General features: G+C 65.9%; 15 protein-coding genes. 8 read left to right on the top strand and 7 right to left on the bottom strand.

The features are described from left to right. The 5 genes from JOZ76_RS30025 to JOZ76_RS30005 all read right to left on the bottom strand — a co-directional run. Positions 1 to 896, bottom strand: an 896-nt coding sequence (locus JOZ76_RS30025) for a branched-chain amino acid ABC transporter permease (protein WP_291704914.1), incomplete at its 3' end; no start/stop codon positions are given. 168 nt (positions 897 to 1064) lie between these two features. After that, complete coding sequence (locus JOZ76_RS30020; protein WP_291704912.1) at positions 1065 to 2267, bottom strand: ABC transporter substrate-binding protein; 1203 nt, start codon at positions 2265 to 2267, stop codon at positions 1065 to 1067. Positions 2268 to 2290: 23 nt separating this feature from the next. Then, the gene (locus JOZ76_RS30015) at positions 2291 to 2875 is read right to left on the bottom strand and encodes an amino acid synthesis family protein (protein WP_291704910.1); all 585 of its coding nucleotides are present in this window, start codon (positions 2873 to 2875) and stop codon (positions 2291 to 2293) included. Positions 2876 to 2896: 21 nt separating this feature from the next. After that, a complete protein-coding gene (locus JOZ76_RS30010; protein ID WP_291704908.1) occupies positions 2897 to 3805 on the bottom strand; it encodes a UPF0280 family protein in 909 nt (302 codons plus the stop codon). Continuing rightward, positions 3802 to 5253: a 6-hydroxynicotinate reductase gene (locus JOZ76_RS30005; protein WP_291704907.1), complete on the bottom strand. Its 1452-nt coding sequence runs from the start codon at positions 5251 to 5253 to the stop codon at positions 3802 to 3804. Before JOZ76_RS30005 ends, JOZ76_RS30010 begins: the two co-directional genes overlap by 4 nt. A gap of 257 nt (positions 5254 to 5510) precedes the next feature. Here JOZ76_RS30005 and JOZ76_RS30000 point away from each other — a divergent pair, with 257 nt between their 5' ends. The 7 genes from JOZ76_RS30000 to JOZ76_RS29970 all read left to right on the top strand — a co-directional run bounded on the left by JOZ76_RS30000 (position 5511) and on the right by JOZ76_RS29970 (position 13816). Continuing rightward, positions 5511 to 5993, top strand: a complete 483-nt coding sequence (locus JOZ76_RS30000) for a (2Fe-2S)-binding protein (RefSeq protein ID WP_291704905.1) — start codon at positions 5511 to 5513, stop codon at positions 5991 to 5993. Beyond that, on the top strand, positions 5993 to 9535 hold the full coding sequence (locus JOZ76_RS29995) for a molybdopterin cofactor-binding domain-containing protein (RefSeq protein WP_291704903.1): 3543 nt from the start codon (positions 5993 to 5995) through the stop codon (positions 9533 to 9535). Before JOZ76_RS30000 ends, JOZ76_RS29995 begins: the two co-directional genes overlap by 1 nt. Positions 9536 to 9726: 191 nt before the next feature. After that, a complete protein-coding gene (locus JOZ76_RS29990; protein ID WP_291704901.1) occupies positions 9727 to 10593 on the top strand; it encodes a S1C family serine protease in 867 nt (288 codons plus the stop codon). Further along, positions 10590 to 10967 carry a response regulator transcription factor gene (locus JOZ76_RS29985; RefSeq protein WP_291704899.1) on the top strand — a complete coding sequence of 126 codons (378 nt, stop codon included), beginning with the start codon at positions 10590 to 10592 and terminating at the stop codon, positions 10965 to 10967. Before JOZ76_RS29990 ends, JOZ76_RS29985 begins: the two co-directional genes overlap by 4 nt. A gap of 412 nt (positions 10968 to 11379) precedes the next feature. Further along, complete coding sequence (locus tag JOZ76_RS29980; RefSeq protein ID WP_291704897.1) at positions 11380 to 12363, top strand: ABC transporter substrate-binding protein; 984 nt, start codon at positions 11380 to 11382, stop codon at positions 12361 to 12363. 3 nt (positions 12364 to 12366) lie between these two features. Continuing rightward, on the top strand, positions 12367 to 13104 hold the full coding sequence (locus tag JOZ76_RS29975) for an ABC transporter permease (protein ID WP_291704894.1): 738 nt from the start codon (positions 12367 to 12369) through the stop codon (positions 13102 to 13104). Beyond that, positions 13064 to 13816, top strand: coding sequence for an ABC transporter ATP-binding protein (locus tag JOZ76_RS29970; RefSeq protein WP_291704892.1), 753 nt, complete (start codon positions 13064 to 13066; stop codon positions 13814 to 13816). Before JOZ76_RS29975 ends, JOZ76_RS29970 begins: the two co-directional genes overlap by 41 nt. On the opposite strand, the gene JOZ76_RS29965 is transcribed toward JOZ76_RS29970, so the two are convergent. Further along, positions 13808 to 14428: a response regulator transcription factor gene (locus JOZ76_RS29965; protein ID WP_291704890.1), complete on the bottom strand. Its 621-nt coding sequence runs from the start codon at positions 14426 to 14428 to the stop codon at positions 13808 to 13810. The genes JOZ76_RS29970 and JOZ76_RS29965 overlap by 9 nt on opposite strands. Positions 14429 to 14580: 152 nt before the next feature. Between JOZ76_RS29965 and JOZ76_RS29960 the strand changes: the two genes are divergently transcribed. Next, positions 14581 to 15957 (top strand): histidine kinase, encoded by a 1377-nt coding sequence (locus tag JOZ76_RS29960; RefSeq protein ID WP_291704888.1) that lies wholly within the window; start codon positions 14581 to 14583, stop codon positions 15955 to 15957. Between the two features lie 88 nt (positions 15958 to 16045). On the opposite strand, the gene amaB is transcribed toward JOZ76_RS29960, so the two are convergent. Beyond that, a complete protein-coding gene (gene amaB, locus JOZ76_RS29955) occupies positions 16046 to 17608 on the bottom strand; it encodes an L-piperidine-6-carboxylate dehydrogenase (RefSeq protein WP_291704886.1) in 1563 nt (520 codons plus the stop codon). Between the last annotated feature and the right edge of the window lie 447 nt (positions 17609 to 18055).

Here is an 18055-nt window from a genome sequence, read left to right as displayed (position 1 = left end):
GTCAGGCCCGGCGTGCGACGCGCCGGCGCCTCCTTCTTGCCGAACAGGCCCCACGGCCGCACGATCAGCACCACGGCCATCACCAGAAAGACCAGGATGATCGAGATTTTTGGGAAGACCAGGATGCCGAAGGCGTTGAGCTCAGAGACCAGCACCGCGGCGACGAAGGCGCCAAAAATGCTGCCGAGCCCGCCGATCACCACGACGACGAAGACCTCGACGATGATGCGCAGGTCCATCGCGTGATGCACGGCATCCCTGGGAATCTGCAGCGCGCCGCCGAGCGCGGCGAGAAACACGCCGACGGCAAAGACCGACGTGAACAGCCATTTCTGATTGACGCCGAGGCTGGCGACCATGTCGCGGTCCTGCGTCGCTGCGCGCACCAGCACGCCCCAGCGCGTGCGGCGAAACAAGAACCAGAGAATGCCGAGCACGACGGGTCCGAACACGATCAGGAACAGGTCGTAGCTCGGTACGCTCTGGCCGAGCACATCGACAGCGCCCTTGAAGCCGGGCGCGCGGCGGCCGACGAGGTCGCTGGGACCCCAGAGCAGCACGACGATGTCCTCGACCATCAACGTCAGGCCGAAGGTCGCGAGCAGCTGGAACAGTTCGGGCGCGTGATAGATCCGTCGCAGCAGGATCATCTCGACCAGTGCGCCCGCGGCCGCGACGATCAGCGCGGCAGCGACGATGCCGCCCCAGAAGCCGAGCGCTCCGGCCAGTCTATCCGTCAGCGTGTAGGCGACATAGGCGCCGAGCATGTAGAAGGCGCCGTGCGCGAAATTGACAATCCGCGTCACGCCAAAGATGATCGACAGGCCCGAGGCGACCAGGAACAGCGATGCGGCGCTGGCCAACCCTGTCAGGAACTGAACGATGTAGAAGGCCATGGGCGGTTCGTGTTGTCGCAGCTTCGACGCATGGGCCTCATCCTTCGAGACACGCGCAAGAGCGCGCTCCCTGGGGTTGAGGGTCTCAATCCTCATGGTGAGGAGCGCGGCATCGCCGCGCGTCTCGAACCATGAGGCCCGATATCAGGCCCTCGGCTTGACCGAGGCCTAATCCTTCGGGCGCATCTTCTCGATCTCGGCGTCGTTGGGCAGGAAGTCAGAACCCTTCTGGTAGACCGAATCCACCATGACGCCCTTGCCGTCCTTCAGCGCGGTCTTGCCGACAAAGGCACCTAGCGTCGACTGATGATCGATCTTGCGGAAGGTGATCTCGCCGAACGGCGACGGCACCGCAAGACCTTCCGCGGCTGCGATCAGCTTGTCCGGATCGGTCGATCCGGCCTTGGTTAGGATCGCAGCCGCCGACTTGATGGTCTCATAGCCGACGATGGAGCCGAGCCGTGGGTAATCGTTGTACTTGGCCTGATAGGACTTCAGGAACGCGTCGTGCTCCGGCGTCTTGATCGAATACCAGGGATAGCCGGTCACGATCCAGCCTTCCGGTGTTTCGTCCTTGAGGGGATCGAGATATTCAGGCTCACCTGTCAGGAATGACACGACGGCGCGATCCTTGAACAGCCCGCGCGTGTTGCCTTCGCGAACGAACTTCACGAGGTCGGCGCCGAAGGTGACGTTGAGGATCGCCTCGGGATTGGCGGCAGCGAGCGCCTGCACCACCGGACCCGCATCGATCTTGCCGAACGGCGGCCACTGCTCGTCGACCCACTGGATGTCGGGCCGCTTCTCCGACATCAGCTTCTTGAACACGCTGACCGCCGACTGGCCATACTCATAGTTCGGCGCGATCGTCGCCCAGCGCTTCGCCGGCAGTTTTGCGGCCGCCTCGACCAGCATCGCCGCCTGCATGTAGTTGGAGGGGCGCAGGCGGAAGGTGTAGCGGTTGCCCTTCGACCAGGTGATGGCGTCGGTCAGAGGCTCGGCGGCGAGAAAAAACACCTTTTTCTGGTTGGCGAAGTCGGAGACGGCGAGGCCGATGTTGGACAGGAAAGTGCCGGCCAGCATCGCGACATTTTCGCTCGAGACGAGCTCGTTGGCGGCGGTCTGCGCGTCGGCCGGCTTGCCGCCGTCATCCTTGGAGATCACGACCAGCTTCTTGCCGCCAATGCCGCCCGCGGCGTTGATCTCCTCGACCGCGAGCTGCCAGCCCTTGCGGTAGGGCTCGGTGAAGGCCGGCAGCAGCGAGTAGCTGTTGATCTCGCCGATCTTGATCTCGCTCTGCGCCCTTGCGCCGTTCGCCGTGCCGGCGACCACGATCGCAAGTGCCGCGCCAAGATATCTGCTTCGTCGCATCCCTTCCTCCGCTGCTAAAAGAATTACCGCAAACCGTCTTCGCCCTTGATCTCGGAAATCGTCAGCCCGCCGACACGCGGCAGTGGCCGGCCGCTGTCGGTGACCGCGACCGCGACCATGATCTCGCCAGCGCGCGGCGCGTCGTTGATCTGCACCTCCATGCCGTCGAAATGGCTGCGCACGAAGGCCGCGTCCTTGTGGCCGAGCGGAATGTCGAGCGTCGTGCCCGGGCCGCTGCGTTTCTTCGACGAGGGAATCAGCGCCGCGCCCTTGCCGAGTACCTTGCGCACCGGCGCGCCCATTTTGGGATGCAGGATGGCCGCCGCGTGCTCCAGTTCGCCATTCTCACCGACCGCGGCGGCCTTGCCATAGCTCTGCACCTTGGCGCCGTCGATGCCGAGCGCCGCGACCGCCCGCTTGGCCAGGAGATCGCCGAGCTCTTCGCCGATCGCGATCAGGGGCGCGAGGTCCTCGACGTAGCGGCCCGCGAACGGATTTTCGATCACTGCAATCGCGGCCGCGCGGCGCGTCGGCGGCGATATGGTCTTGCCCATCTCCAGATGGGTTTCCTCGACCACCGTGACGATCTTGCGAATGATGGCGCTCATTGGCTTCCGTCCGTTTTCGATTCAAGCCTGTATCAAGCTCTCGCGCACCCTTCCATGAAGGCCGCGCGATGGCGATGTGTCGAACCTGACGAGGCCGACGGTCGTGATCCTGCCCTTCAGGCACAGCGCTGCGCCTTCGATCAATCCTGCCGCGAGCGCGCCCTGCGCGCAATCGGCGCCTGCCGCGAGCGCCCTTGCGATCTCGCCATCGGAGAGCGCGCCGACCTCGCGGGTGACGAGCCGCGCGCCGAGATCGCTCTCGACCTGCAATTCGCTCGCCGGGCAGCGCGCCACGGCGGCATGGCCGGGCAGATCCACCGCGTTGGCAATGATGGTCGCGGCGGCGTCAGCCTGCGATGCAGTCTTTGCCAATACGGTGGCGGCATCGGCTATGCCGAGCGAAAAGCTGCGGCCGTGCCGGCCGCTGGTCGCGATACCGCCGATCGCATCGTCCGCGTGGATCAGCACGGTTCGCATCACGCCCCGGCGATCTGGCCGGTCCATCACGCCGACGCTGAACTGCGCAGCAGGGGCCAGATGCAGCGCAATGTCGCCGCCATTGTTGACATAGGCGCGGTCGAGTCTCGCCGCACCTTGCATCGCGCCGAGGATCTCCTCGGCGACGCTGCCCGCGACCGCGGCCATCGGCGTGATGAATTTTTCCGCGGCAAATGGCGCCACGGCGGCATGCATGCGCCGCGCGACCATCCCCCTCAGCCGGCACGTGTGCGGATCGGCCGCCTGCCGCAGCATCGCCAGCTCCTCGCAGAGTTCGTCGAGCAGGCCGACAAAGCGTTGCGCAGCCGCGCGATAGGCCGCGCGCATCTCGTCCTCGCTCCCGTCAGCCTCCACGATCAGATCGATCGGACCGTCCTGCAGATGCAGCCGCTTGCCGCCAGGCAGAAGCGCCATTTGCGGCAACCTGGTCATGCGCGCCGCCCGGGGATGAGCGGCATCGGCCGGATCTCGGCACCATCCTTCAGCGACGCCAGCGGCCGGACATGATCCATATGGCCGCCGAGCGCCGCATAATCGGACAATTTCATCGTGAACTCGATCGGCGCGACCAGCGCCGGCGTCGGCACATAGCCGAACGCGCCCGCCGGCATCTGCGTCACGTCCACCATGAAAGTGATGCCGCCGCCCGGCCAGACATAGACCGGCGCGCCGCCACTGGTTACCCGCGTCAGCGCGTCCTTCACCGATCGCGTCAACCGCACCGGATTATCGGTAACTCCGGCGCGCAGCGAGCCGCCGGCGCCGGCCATGAACAGCACGGTGCAGAGCGCCGGCTCGCAATTCTCCTGGATGCGTTCGACCGAGAATTTGAGCTCGGTCGGCATCTGTCTCTCGACCGGGCGAAGCGCCTCATCCAATACGTAGTAGCCCGCGTGCTCGCCGGTCGTGGAGACCATCAGCATGGTGAGCCCCGGCCGCGCGACTTTACGATCGAACGAACCGAGAATCGACAAGGGATCGGCGATATTGGTGCCGCCCCAGCCGGTGCCAGGCTCGGCGACCTGGAAATAGCGGCCGGGCGTCGAGCGCCGGCCCTTCATCTTGATGCCGGTATCGGCGATGTCGAGCAGCTTGCCGGCCTGGTGTTCCGACAATACGCCGGTGATGTGGTCGTCGACCACGACGACCTCGTCCACTTTGCCATGCCACTGCTTGGCGAACATGCCGATGGTCGCCGAGCCGCAACCGACCCGCATCCGCTCTTCGGTCACGTTGTTGACAACAGGCGCCTGGCCGGCCTGCACCACGACCGTCGCGCCGCCATCGATCGCAAGCTCGACGCCCTTGCAGTTGGAGAGGTCCATCAGCGTATCGCAGGTGACGCGGCCCTCTTTCTTCGAGCCGCCGGTCAGATGATGCACGCCGCCGAGCGACAGCATCTGCGAGCCGTATTCGCTGGTCGTGACGTGGCCGACCGCCTCGCCCTGCGCCCGCACCGTCGCGGTTTCCGGGCCGAGATAGCGGTCGGTGTCGATCTTCACCTTGACGCCGCAATAACTGAAAATGCCCTCGGTCACCACGGTGACCATGTCGACGCCGTCGACCTCCGAGGAGACGATGAACGGCGCGGGCTTGTAGTCCGGATAGGTGGTGCCGGCGCCGATCGCGGTCACGAAGGTCGAAGGCGCCTGGACGATCTTGCCGTCCCAGTCGCCGGCCGCCTGGAACGGCACCACGCGGCCGCCATGCGAGACGGTGTGCTCGAGAATGATGTGGGGATCGACGCGGACCAGTTGTCCATCGTCATTGGCATAGCGATCGCAGGCGCCGGCGGCGCCCGGCTTGATGTAGCACATCACGGGGCAGGCATCGCAGCGGATCTTGTCGCCGCTGGTGGCCGCACTCGTCGCGTCCGTCATTGTCAGACAGCCCTAACCATCAAGCCGCAGTCATTTCATTCGTATGCAAATGATGTTGCGCGCGAAGCCGAAAGCTGTCAAGCGCCACGGCGCCTCAAAGCAGCCTTGCTGCATAAAAACTCAAACTGCCTCCCACGTTGGCTACAAAGCGTGCATTCGCTGCAGTGCAGAAGGAAGACGAGCGAGCAGCGCTTGCACGTTTGTACACAAACGGTAGTCTCCACCGACCTTTCGAGGAATCATCCGGACGCATCGCAATGACGCAGACGACGATCCGTCTCAACGTCAACGGCAGGACATACGATGTGCGTGCGGATGCCGATACGCCGCTGCTTTACATCCTGCGCAACGATCTCGCGCTGAACGGCCCGAAATACGGCTGCGGGCTCGGCGAGTGCGGCACCTGCACGGTGCTGATCGATAATCTCGCCGCCCGCTCCTGCGTGATCCCGATCAGCGGCTGTACCGGGCGAGCGATCGTCACGCTCGAGGGGCTCGGCACACGCGAAAAGCCCGATCCGGTGCAGCAGGCCTTCATTGAAGAGCAGGCCGCGCAATGCGGCTATTGTCTGAACGGCATGATCATGACGACCAAGGCGCTGCTTGCGCTGAGCCCGCATCCCACGGAAGCAGAGGCCGCGGAGGCGCTCAAATACAATCTCTGTCGCTGCGGCGCGCATGTCGAGATCATGCGTGCGGTGATGCGGGCCGCAGGACATCTGGTCGAGGCCGGCGATTGATGGCTCCCGCTGACAGTCCATCACGTCCGACGGGGGTTTTGACTGTCGTTCGTCGAAACCGATCGGGCGAAGCCGCCGCGTCCGAGACTTTCATCAGGATCACCGCCGACGGCGCGGTAACCGCCTACAATGGTCATGTCGACCTCGGCACCGGCATCCGCACCGCGCTCGGCCAGATCGTCGCCGAGGAGCTCGATGTCTCGTTTGCCCGCGTCGTGGTCGTGCTCGGCGATACCGCCGTCGTGCCGAACCAGGGCGCCACCATTGCCAGCGAAACCATCCAGATCACGGCCGTGCCCCTGCGCATCGCTGCGGCGCAGGCCCGGCAGTTTCTGGTTGCGCGCGCCGCGCAGCGACTCGAACTTCCGCTCTCGGAGCTGACGATCGAGGACGGCTTGGTGCGCGGCAAGGACAACCGCAGCGTCAGCTATGGCGAGTTGATCGGCGGCGAGACGATTCGCCTCGAACTCGCCGATGACGTGCCTGTGAAGCCGCCTTCGCAATATACGATTGTCGGACAGTCGATGCCCCGGGTCGACCTGGCGGCCAAGGCGACCGGCGAACTGGTCTATGTGCACGATGTCCGCGTGCCCGGCATGCTGCACGGACGGGTGGTGCGCCCGCCCTACGCCGGCGTCGATGCCGGCGCCTTCGTCGGCACCAGCCTCATCTCGATCGACGAGACGTCCGTGCGCGATATCGCAGGGCTCGTCGCCGTCGTCAGGCTCGGCGATTTCGTCGGCGTGGTCGCCGAGCGCGAGGAGGATGCGGCCAAGGCCGCCGCAAGGCTGCAAGTCGCCTGGAAGCCATCGCCGACGCTTCCTGATCTGAAAGACATCGAGACTGCTCTGCGCGCCAACCCGTCAACGCCGCGAACCTTGGCGAACAAAGGTAACGTCGATGCAGCGATTGCGGTTGCCGCCAAGCCGATGCCCCGGACTTATGCCTGGCCCTATCAGATGCATGCTTCGATCGGGCCGTCCTGCGCCGTCGCCGACTATCAGCATGATCGCGTCCATGTGTGGTCGGGCACACAAAACCCGCACATCCTGCGCGCCGATCTGGCGCTGCTGCTCGAACGGCCGGAGTCCGAGATCGAGGTCGTCAGGCTGGAGGCCGCCGGCTGCTACGGCCGCAACTGCGCCGATGACGTCACGGCCGACGCGGTGCTGCTGTCGCGGGCGGTCGGCCAGCCCGTGCGCGTGCAATTGACCAGGGAGCAGGAGCACGTCTGGGAGCCGAAAGGCACCGCACAACTGATGACGGTCAATGGCGGGCTGAATGCCGACGGCAGCGTCGCGGCCTACGATTTTGCCACGCGCTATCCCTCGAACGGCGCGCCGACATTGGCGCTGCTGTTGACCGGCCGGATCGCGCCAAAACCCGCGGTCATCGAGATGGGCGACCGCACCGCGATCCCGCCTTACGATTACGACAATCTGCGCGTCGTCGCGCATGACATGACGCCGATCGTCCGCGCCGCCTGGCTGCGCGGCGTCTCGGCGCTGCCCAACACGTTTGCCCATGAGTCCTACATCGACGAGCTTGCAGCCGAGGCCGGCGTCGATCCGATCGAATACCGGCTGCGCTACCTCAAGGACAAACGCGCCATCGATCTCGTGAATGCCGTCGCTGAGCGCGCGGGCTGGGCACCGCGGCCGGTGCGGGCCGAGAAGGACGGCGATGTCGTGAGCGGCCGCGGCTTCGCCTACGCGCTCTATGTCCACAGCAAGTTTCCCGGCTACGGCGCGGCATGGTCGGCCTGGATCGCCGACGTCGCAGTCGACAAGAAGACCGGCGACGTCAGCGTGACGCGCGTCGTCGCCGGCCAGGATTCCGGGATGATGATCAATCCCGACGGGGTGCGGCACCAGATCCAGGGCAATGTGATCCAGTCGACCAGCCGCGCGCTCATGGAGGAAGTCTCGTTCGACCGCCATGCCGTGACGGCGCGCGAATGGGGCGCCTATCCGATCATCCGCTTTCCCGACCTGCCCAAGATCGACGTTTTGATGCTGCCGCGTCCGGATCAGCCGCCGCTCGGGGTTGGCGAGTCCGCCTCCGTGCCGAGCGCGGCCGCCATCGCCAATGCGATCTTCGACGCGACGGGCGTGCGCTTTCGCGAGCCGCCGTTCACGCCGGAGCGCATTCTCGAAGGCCTGCGCGGCCGGCGGCCGGCAAAACCCGAGATACTGCCCGCGCCCTCCGCGCCTCCGCACGCCCTGAGCATCTGGAAAGATCTGTTCGGGACGTCGCGAGGCGTGCTGGCCACGATCGGCGCCCTCTGCGCGGCCGTGATCAGCATCGGCGCGGCCGTGCTGCCAGGGCGCGCGATTGCCCCGATCGCGCCGCCCGACCCATCGGTCTACGCGGCGGCGACGATCGCGCGCGGCGCGCAACTGGCGGCGCTCGGCAATTGCGCGGTTTGCCACACCGCGGACAGCGGCATTGCAAATGCCGGCGGACGGCCGCTAGAGACGCCGTTCGGCGTGATCTATTCAACCAACATCACGCCTGATGTCGAAACCGGGATCGGCGGCTGGTCCTACCCGGCCTTCGTGCGCGCGATGCGCGAGGGCATCCATCGCGACGGCCGCCATCTCTATCCGGCATTTCCCTACACGCATTTTGCCAAAGCGACCGATGCGGATCTGCAGGCGCTCTATGCCCATCTGATGGCGCAGGCGCCGGTCAGAGCCGACATTCCGGAGAACCGACTCGCCTTTCCGTTCAATCTGCGCCCGTTGCTCGCGGGGTGGAACGCGCTGTTTCACGAGACCGACGCGTTCAAGCTGGACGCGACTCGATCGGAGCTATGGAATCGCGGCGCCTATCTGGTCGAGGGTCTCGGCCATTGCGGCGCCTGCCATTCCCCGCGCAATGCGCTCGGCGCGGAGCGTGCGGAGGCGCAGCTCGCCGGCGGTTTTGCGGAAGGCTGGGAAGCGCCGCCGCTGACGTCGCTCTCGCGCGCGCCGATTCCCTGGAGCGAAGACGAGCTCTTCGTCTATCTACGCTCGGGGCAGTCGCGCTCTCATGGCGTCGCGGCAGGTCCGATGGCGCCGGTCATCCGCGATCTCGCGCGCCTGCCTGATGCGGATATCCGCGCGATGGCGGTTTATCTCGCCTCCTTCAGCACCCATGCGCTCGATCGGTCCGCGCAGGATGCGCTTGCCGCAAAACTCGAAAGCGACACGAAAACCACGTCCGCGTCGTCCCCGGGCGCACGTCTCTATCTCGGCGCCTGCGCTGTCTGTCACGAGGTCGGCGGGCTGCCGCTGTTCGGCGGCCGGCCGTCGCTCGCGCTCAACAGCAACCTGCACAGCGACAGGCCCGACAATCTCATTCAGGTGATCCTGCACGGCATTGCCGCGCCCGCATCTGATGACCTCGGTTACATGCCAGCCTTCGGAGAGAGCTTGAACGACCGGCAGATCGAAGAACTCGTCTCCTACCTGCGACGGCAATTTGCGCCCGACAAGCCGGCGTGGCTCGATGTCGGCGCTCGCGCCGCGCACATCAGGCAGACGGCGCCGGCCGATTGATCGATCAACGTCATCATGGCCGGGCTTGTCCAGGCCATCCACGTTGGCAGCGGAAAAGAAAGGCGTGGATGCCCGCGACAAGCGCGGGCATGACGGGCTTGTGCGATCGTCTGTCCTATTCCTCCCCATCCGGGCAGTTCCCAAATTGGCACCGAGCACCCAGATTGGATTCAAATCCAATGGAGCTTGCCATGACCGATTCACCCCTGTTTTCGCTGTCCTCCGCGATCGCGGACGTGGTCGCGAAAACCGCACCTGCCATCGTTTCCGTCCACTCGCATCGCTCCCGCGCTTCCGGCTTCGTCTGGAAGAGCGGCTTCATCGTCACCGCCGATGAGGCGCTTGCCGAAGAAGGTGAAGTCTCGGTCAGGCTGGCCGATGGCACGACGCGGCCGGCGACGATTGCCGGACGCGATCACACGACCGACGTCGCGCTGCTGAAGGTCGACACCGCCGGCCTGACGCCGATCAAGCTATCCGCCACGGTACCAGCCCTGGGCTCGCTCTCCCCTGTCATTGCCGCCGCGCACGGCGCGCCTGCCGCCCTGCTCGGCACCGTCTCGCTTGTCGGCGCTGCGTGGCGCTCGATGCGCGGCGGCGAGATCGACGCGCGGATCGAGCTCGATGTGCGCCTGCGTCACGGTCACGAGGGCGGCCTCGCGCTCGATGCGTCGGGCAACGCCTTCGGCATGACCGTGTTCGGGCCACGGCGCGTGCTCGTCATTCCCGCAGCCACGATCGAGCGCGTGGCTCCGAAACTCGAGACCCACGGCCGGATCGCCCGCGGCTATCTCGGCGTCGGCTTGCAGCCGGTCGAACTCGACGACGGCGTTGGCGCGATGGTGATGAGCGTCGACCGAGCGGGGCCGTCCGCCGCCGCCGGTTTGCGGCAAGGTGACGTCATCGTCAGCTGGAACAATGAAAAACTGTCCAGCGTCCGATCGCTGCTCCGCTCGCTCGGCCCCGACAGCGTCGGCAAGGTCGCGGATATCGTGGTGCGTCGCGCCGGCGAGCCGGTGAATGTCAAGATAATGATCGGCGAAAGGCCGCGCGCGTGAACGAGGAGACACAGCCTCCGATCGTCATCGCGATCGAGGTCGATGACCCCGCCCTGGCTGACCGGCTCGCGGCGCTGCTCGGCGGCGTCGCGGGCGTTCGCCTGGCGGCAGTGGGAGAAGCGCCTGCGGTCAAGCTGGTCTCACCGGATCGACACGGGGAGCGCGCGGCGAGCGGCATCGAGCTGACACCGAGGGAGCTCGACGTGCTCGCATTGCTCGCCGAGGGCGCATCCAACAAGGACATCGCGAGGCGGCTCGGAATTTCAGTGCATACCGCGAAATTCCATGTCGGGTCGCTGCTGGAAAAGCTCGACGCGACAGGCCGCACCGACGCCGTCGCGCACGCCGCGCGGCGCGGCGTGATTCATTTATGACAGAGGTAAAGTAGCTCAAGCCCGGAGCATCGTCATGGCCGGTCTTGTCCTCGCGGCCCGGGGACGCGGTGCAGAGCGAGCGGCGGATCAATCTCCGCCTGCCGCATAACCGCCATGGCGACGAGATACGTGCAAAATTCTGCGCCGCCTTGCATGATGGCCGTGCGGTAGCGTTAAGCACGACAGGCGCAACGCGCGGTGGGGCGCCGCCCAAGGACAGGAGATGACCAGCTTCCTGATCGTTGACGATCACCCTAGGAAGCCCTGGGAAACGGCGCGCGCTCAGCGCTTACCGAAGCCAGCAAGATCGACCTGCCGGTTCCGACGGCCGACCCGGCCTCAAGGCCGGCCGCTCCGAATTGCAATGACATCACGGGTTGACATGGGCCGGAGAGAACGCCACAGGCTACCTATGCGCCGCACGTTGGCATGGCTTGCCGCCCTCATCCTCGTTCTTGCTCCCGTGCTCCCGGCGCGGGCTACCGAGACGCTGCGCGTCGGCTTCCAGGCGACGGGGACCTTTGCCTGGGTGCTCGACGTGATCCGCCGTCACGATCTGGCGCGCCAGGCCGACCTCGAACTGCAGACCGCCGAATTTGCCTCGACCGACGCAGGCAAGCTTGCGATCAACAGCGGCTCGGTCGACATCGCGGTGTCGGACTGGCTTTGGGTCGCGCGCGAGCGCGCGCTTGGCGCAAAGCTGCTGTTCTATCCTTATTCAAGCGCCGTCGGCGCGGTCATGGTCAAGGCTGATTCCCCCGTCAAGCAGTTCGATGATCTCAGGGGCAAGGTGCTGGCGGTGGCCGGCGGCCCGATCGACAAGAGCTGGCTCATCATCCGCGCTGCGGCGCTTCGCCGCGGCATCGATCTGAAGCGCGAGGCCAGCCTGCAATACGGCGCGCCGCCATTGATGTTCCAGAAGCTGCAGCAGGGCGAAGCCGATGCCGGGCTGAATTTCTGGAATTTTTGCGCACGGCTGGAGACGCTCGGATACCGGTCGCTGATCGACGTGCGCGATGCCGAAAAAGAGCTCGGCCTCAAGCAGCCCGTGGCCATGATCGGCTACGTCTTCTCCGAGCAGTTTGCGGCGGGTCATCGCGACGCGATCAATCGCTTCATCAGGATTGCGCAGGCTGCGAACGAGCTGCTGCGGCAGTCGGACGGCGAGTGGGACGCACTGCGTCCGCTGATCAAGGCCGAAGACGAGGCAACCTTCACCATCATGCGCGAGCGCACCCGCGAGGGCATGCCGTATCGCTCGATCGACGAAGAGGCCTCCGATGCGCGCGTCCTGTTCCGGACACTGGCACAGATCGGGGGTGCGGAACTGGTCGGTCCGGCCGGCGAGCTCGATGCCGGGCTCTACTACTATCCCTCGGCCACGCACGGGGAATAGCCGGTGGCGCGCGCGCTGTCGGTCGCCGCATTGATCGCGATCTGGGCGGTCGCGGCCGTGCTCGCGCACTCCCGCCTGCTGCCCTCGCCGCTCGGCGTTGCCGAGACCATCGTGGCCGATCTGAAGTCCGGCGAACTGCCGCTCGAGATCGGCTATACGCTGGCCAGGGTCGTCGCATCGTTCACCATCGCGCTCGTGCTCGGCTCCGTCGCCGGCTATGCCATGGGGCAATTCCGTACGATCGATCGCTATGCCGATCCCTGGCTGGTCGCGCTGATCAACCTGCCGGCGCTGGTGACCATCATCTTCGCCTATGTCTGGATCGGCCTCAACGAGACTGCGGCCATCCTCGCGGTCGCGCTCAACAAGCTGCCCAACGTCATCGTGGTGATGCGCGAGGGGGCGCGCGCACTCGATCCGGGACTTGACGAAATGGCGCGGGCCTATCGGCTCGCGCCGCTCACACGGTTGCGTCACATCGTAGCGCCCCAGCTTGCGCCCTACCTTGCGGCCGGGTCGCGCTCGGGCCTGGCGACGGCCTGGAAGATCGTGCTGGTGGTCGAACTGATCGGGCGGCCCAACGGCGTCGGCTTCGTCCTCGGCAGCGCGTTTTCGCTGTTCGACATGACCAAGATTCTCAGCTATGCGGTGACCTTCATCGTGCTAATGCTGGCGATCGAGAATTTCCTGGTGCAGCCATTTGAACGACGCGCGCAACGCTGGCGACCGCGACGCCCTTGAGCTTCGCATCTCTTCCAAGGTCTACTGCGCGGCTGATGGCACGGCCGTCGAAGTCCTGCGCGGTCTCGAGCTTGGTCTCCAGGCGGGTCAATTGGGTGTCCTGCTGGGCCCGTCGGGTTGCGGCAAGACCACCACGCTGCGGATCGCCGCCGGGCTCGACCCGGATTTTTCGGGGCATTGCCGCCCCCCGGGATCGGGCCGCCTCGGCATCGTCTTCCAGGAGCCGCGACTGCTGCCCTGGCGCACGGTGGAGCAGAACATCCGCCTGGTGCTGCCGCCCGAGCAGGCGGACGTCGACCTCAGCGACCTCCTCGATACGCTCGGCCTTTCCTCGCACCTTGCCCGCTATCCCGGCGAGCTCTCCCTTGGGCTGGCGCGGCGCGTCGCGATTGCGCGAGCCTTTGCGGTGCGGCCCGATTTCCTGCTGCTCGACGAGCCTTTCGTGTCGCTGGACGAGGCGACGGCCGCACGGCTGCGCGAGGAGTTGCTCGCGCTGACCGGCCGCGGCCACGTCACGACGCTGCTGGTCACTCACGATGTGGAGGAAGCGATCCGGCTCGCCGATCGCCTGTTCTTCCTATCGGACCGGCCCGCCCGTATCGTCCTGGAGCGCTGCCTGCCGCCGCCACGCGGCGCACGCAGCCCAGCCACGATCGCCGCAATCCGGGACGAACTGCGCGAGCAACTCGCGGATGCCAAAGCGTCAGGCTAGTTTGCTCTCAATCGCAAAACGCACGAGCTCGGACGAGGTTCGAATGCCGAGCTTCTGGCGCATGATCGACGAGGTGTTGGCGATCGTCTTGTAGGATGCGTTGATCATCCAGGCGATCTCCGACAGGCTCTTGCCGGAGCCGAGCAGCCGCAAAATCTCGATCTCCCGCGGCGTCAGCTTGGCGAGACGTCCTTCGGCCGAGGTTGCGCGGGCGAACGCAATGCCCTGCGCAAGCGCCGGTGGCAGGAACACCCCGCCGCCGGCGACCGCGCGGATCGCCTTGACCAGATCGGCCGGATCACCCGACTTGGACACATAGCCCTTGGCACCGCTGTCGATGGCGCGCGCCGCAAAGATCGGATCGTCATTCATGCTGAACACGATGATGCGGGCGCTCGCATCGCGCGCCAGGATGCGCCGGGCCAGTTCGAAGCCGGACACGCCGGGCAGATTGATGTCGAGCACGCAGACGTCCGGGCGCTCGGCGACAAACGTGTCAAGGCCGGTCTCAGCGCTCGACGCCTCCAGGATGACGATGTCAGGATCGTCCGCCATCAAGGCCCGACAGCCCGAGGCCACGATCGGATGGTCATCGACGATCAGGACACGCATCGCAAACTCCACCGCGACGCATCATCAGGTAATCGAGGCATTGTGCAGGACAGCCGGAAATACTGTACCGTTCAATTAGATAGCCGTCGATTTGTCCTGTCAACGCGATTGGCAGGGGCACTGCTTCAAGGCGGCGGACGGGAATCCTGACGATGTGGCGGACGTTCTCGCTGCGCACGCGGCTCAACCTGCTTCTTGCCCTGGTTCTGGTCCTGGGGCTTGCGATCAATATCGGGCGGCTCTTGCTGGAAGCAGGTCCCCGCGTGCAGGCCGAAGACCAGAGCGTCGTCAAGCTCGCCCGCGAATTCGTTCAAACGCTGGTCGCCGATCTCAGCGAGTCCGCCGAACCCGATGCGCGGCTCGACCAGATCGTCACGCGGCTTGGCGAACTCCGCCACGTCAGCATCACGCGTATCCGCGGCGGCGCCGGCCGCGCCCCTCCCTTGTCCCCGCATCAAGATACCGCCGCCGACGCGCCAACGGTGCCGGGCTGGTTCGTCACGCTGATCCACCCCGAGCAAACCACCGTCGACCTGCCGGTCCTCGTCAATGGCCGATCGCTGGGCACGCTCGCGATCACCTCGCATCCGACCGACGAAATCGCCGAGATATGGGACGGCATCGTCACCCAGCTCGAAGTCGGCAGCGCCATCGCGATCATTCTCTTCGTCATCACCATGACCGTGCTGAACCGGGCACTCGCGCCCATTCAATCGCTCGCGGGCGCGATGAAAAACATCGCCGCCGGAGATTACGAGACCAGGGTCACGCCGCGTGGCCCGCCCGAATTCGCCGCGATCTGCAGCCAGTTGAACGACCTCGTGGCGACGCTTGGTCAGTCGCTTCGCGACAAGCAGCAGCTCGCCGAGAAGATTGTGTCGCTGCAGGACGCCGAGCGCAAGGACGTCGCGCGCGAGTTGCACGACGAGTTTGGTCCGCATCTGTTCGCGCTGCGCGCCCATGCCTCGGCGCTGGCGCAAGCCGCGACCGCAGATGCCCCGGATATCCGCTCCTTGCGGAAGCACGGCGACAGCATTTTGGCGCAAATCAACACGCTGCAGCACGTCAATCGCCGCGTGCTCGACCGCCTGCGTCCCGTCGGTCTCAGTGAGCTCGGCCTTACCGATGCGCTGGGCGCCCTGATGCGGCTCTGGCGCGAAGCCAATCCCGGCGTGACCATCGAGACCTCGATCTCTCCGGAACTCGGCCGTCCCGGGGATACCGCGGAGCTCACGATCTACCGCATCGTCCAGGAAGCGCTGACCAACGTGTTTCGCCATTCCGGCGCGACCCATGTCGAGATCGCCATCGAACCGGCCGCGCCGCCCAAGGGACTGCCGGCCGCCGGCGCCGCAACGTTGCTTCGCGTCCGCGACAATGGCGCAGGCCTGCCGGCCGCCCACAGGTCCGGTTTTGGCCTGATGGGAATGCGCGAGCGGGTGCTGGCGCTGGGCGGCACCCTCACGGTCGCGTCAAGCGAGCAAGGCGTGCTGGTCGAGGCCCTCGTGCCGAACGGAGCGCCGCCCTAGCGCTGAAGCGGAAAGCAGCCGGATATTCCCAACGCAAAAGATCGCGCCGACCTCATGGCTGCTCCGCGTTGAAGAGCGGCAAAGACTTTCATCCGATATCGAACTTGACGCCCTGCGCAAGCGGCAGCGTCCGGCCATAATTCACGGTGTTGGTGACGCGGCGCATATAGGCCTTCCACGTATCCGAACCGGATTCGCGTCCCCCGCCGGTCTCTTTCTCGCCGCCGAATGCGCCGCCGATCTCGGCCCCCGACGGTCCAATATTGACATTGGCGATGCCGCAATCAGAGCCGCGCGCGGAGAGAAAGATCTCCGCCTCGCGCAGGTCGCTGGTGAAGATCGAAGAGGACAGTCCCTGCGGGACGGCATTGTGCAGGGCGAGCACCGCGTCGAAATCGCGGTACGGGATCACATAGAGGATCGGCGCGAATGTCTCCCGTTCCACCGGTCCGGTCTGCCGCGCGATCTCGACGAGCGCGGGGCGCACGTAGTAGGCCTCCGACCGGCCTCGAACCATGACCCGCTCGCCGCCGAACACGATGCCGCCGGCGGCCTTGGCAAGGTCCAGCGCCGCCTGCATCTGCTCATAGGCGATGCCGTCGATCAGCGGACCGACCAGGGTGGCGGGCTGCAGCGGATCACCCGTCGTGACGGATTGATAGGCCTTTTTCAGGCGCGGCAAGAACGTACCGTAGACATCCTCATGAACGAACAGGCGTCGCAGCGTGGTGCAGCGCTGGCCGGCGGTACCCATCGCCGCAAAGGCGACTGCACGCAGCGTCAGGTCGAGATCGGCACTGGGCGTCACGACCGCGGCATTGTTGCCGCCGAGCTCTAGAATAGCCCGGGCAAATCGCTTCGCGAGCCTCGGGCCGACGTTGCGGCCCATCGCGGTCGAGCCGGTCGCCGAGACCAGCGGGACTCTTGGGTGATCGACCATAACTTCACCGACATCGCGGCCGCCGATGAGGAGTGTCGCGAGCCCTTCCGGCGCTTCGCCGGCCTGTTGACGGAAGCGCGCCAACGCCCGCTCGAACAGCGCTGTCGTCGCCAGCGCCGTGAGCGGCGCCTTCTCTGACGGCTTCCAGACCGTGCTGTTGCCGCAGACCAGGGCCAGCGCCGCGTTCCAGGCCCACACTGCAACGGGAAAGTTGAACGCCGAAATGATGCCGGTGACGCCGAGTGGATGCCAGCTCTCCATCATGCGGTGCTCGGCGCGCTCGGTCGCAATGGTGAGGCCGTGGAGCTGGCGCGAGAGGCCAACGGCGAAATCGCAGATGTCGATCATCTCCTGGACTTCGCCAAGACCTTCGGAGGTGATCTTCCCGACCTCGATCGACACCAGCCGTCCCAGCGACGGCTTGCTGGCGCGAAGCTCCTCGCCGAACAGCCTGACCAGTTCGCCGCGTTTCGGCGCCGGGACCATGCGCCACTGCAGGAACGCCGCGTGGGCGGTGTCGATCGTGCGTCCTACGCTGTCCGGATCCGACTCGCGGACGCGGGCGACGATTTCGCCCGTGATGGGCGAGCGGGCCGGCAGCGTGCCGCCGGTGTGGCTCGCGGGATCGACACCAAGCTCGCCGAGGAGCCGGGCGACCTCGGCGCCCAGTTTGGAGTGGTCGACGGTCTCAATTGCATCGGCTTCGGGCATCATCATTCTGTCCAGCCGGCCGTCCGGGAACCGCCGGCAGCGGCTTCGATCGGCACTGCCTGATAATAGGACTTGCGCGGCCGCATCGCCATATCGACGCGAAACAGAACCGCCCGGCTTTCGAAGCGCAGCGGGTCTTGGGTCTTCGGCTCTTCGGCGAAGCGCCGGCACGACGATCAGGAACGGGAGAAGCCCGATGAAGGTGCTGCCGGCGGTCACAATGGCCAGCGAACGTTGCATGTGCCCGCCGATCCCTTGGAAAATTGCGGCGAAGGACATCCCGCGGGTGCGGCGCGCGGATGTTTTCGCTATGCGCTCAAACGGGTGGCGAATTGCCCCAACTTTGAGCAACGGCCCGACGCATCCTTGCCGGGTATGAGGATGCGCCGGGCCTAGCCGCGCACCGGGACCGTTAACCGACGTCGGCTGCCAACATTCAAGCAAATG

It is taken from the genome of Bradyrhizobium sp., from assembly GCF_019244115.1.
In the GTDB taxonomy this organism is placed as follows: Bacteria; Pseudomonadota; Alphaproteobacteria; order Rhizobiales; family Xanthobacteraceae; genus Bradyrhizobium.
This window is presented reverse-complemented; position numbering and strand designations above follow the sequence as displayed.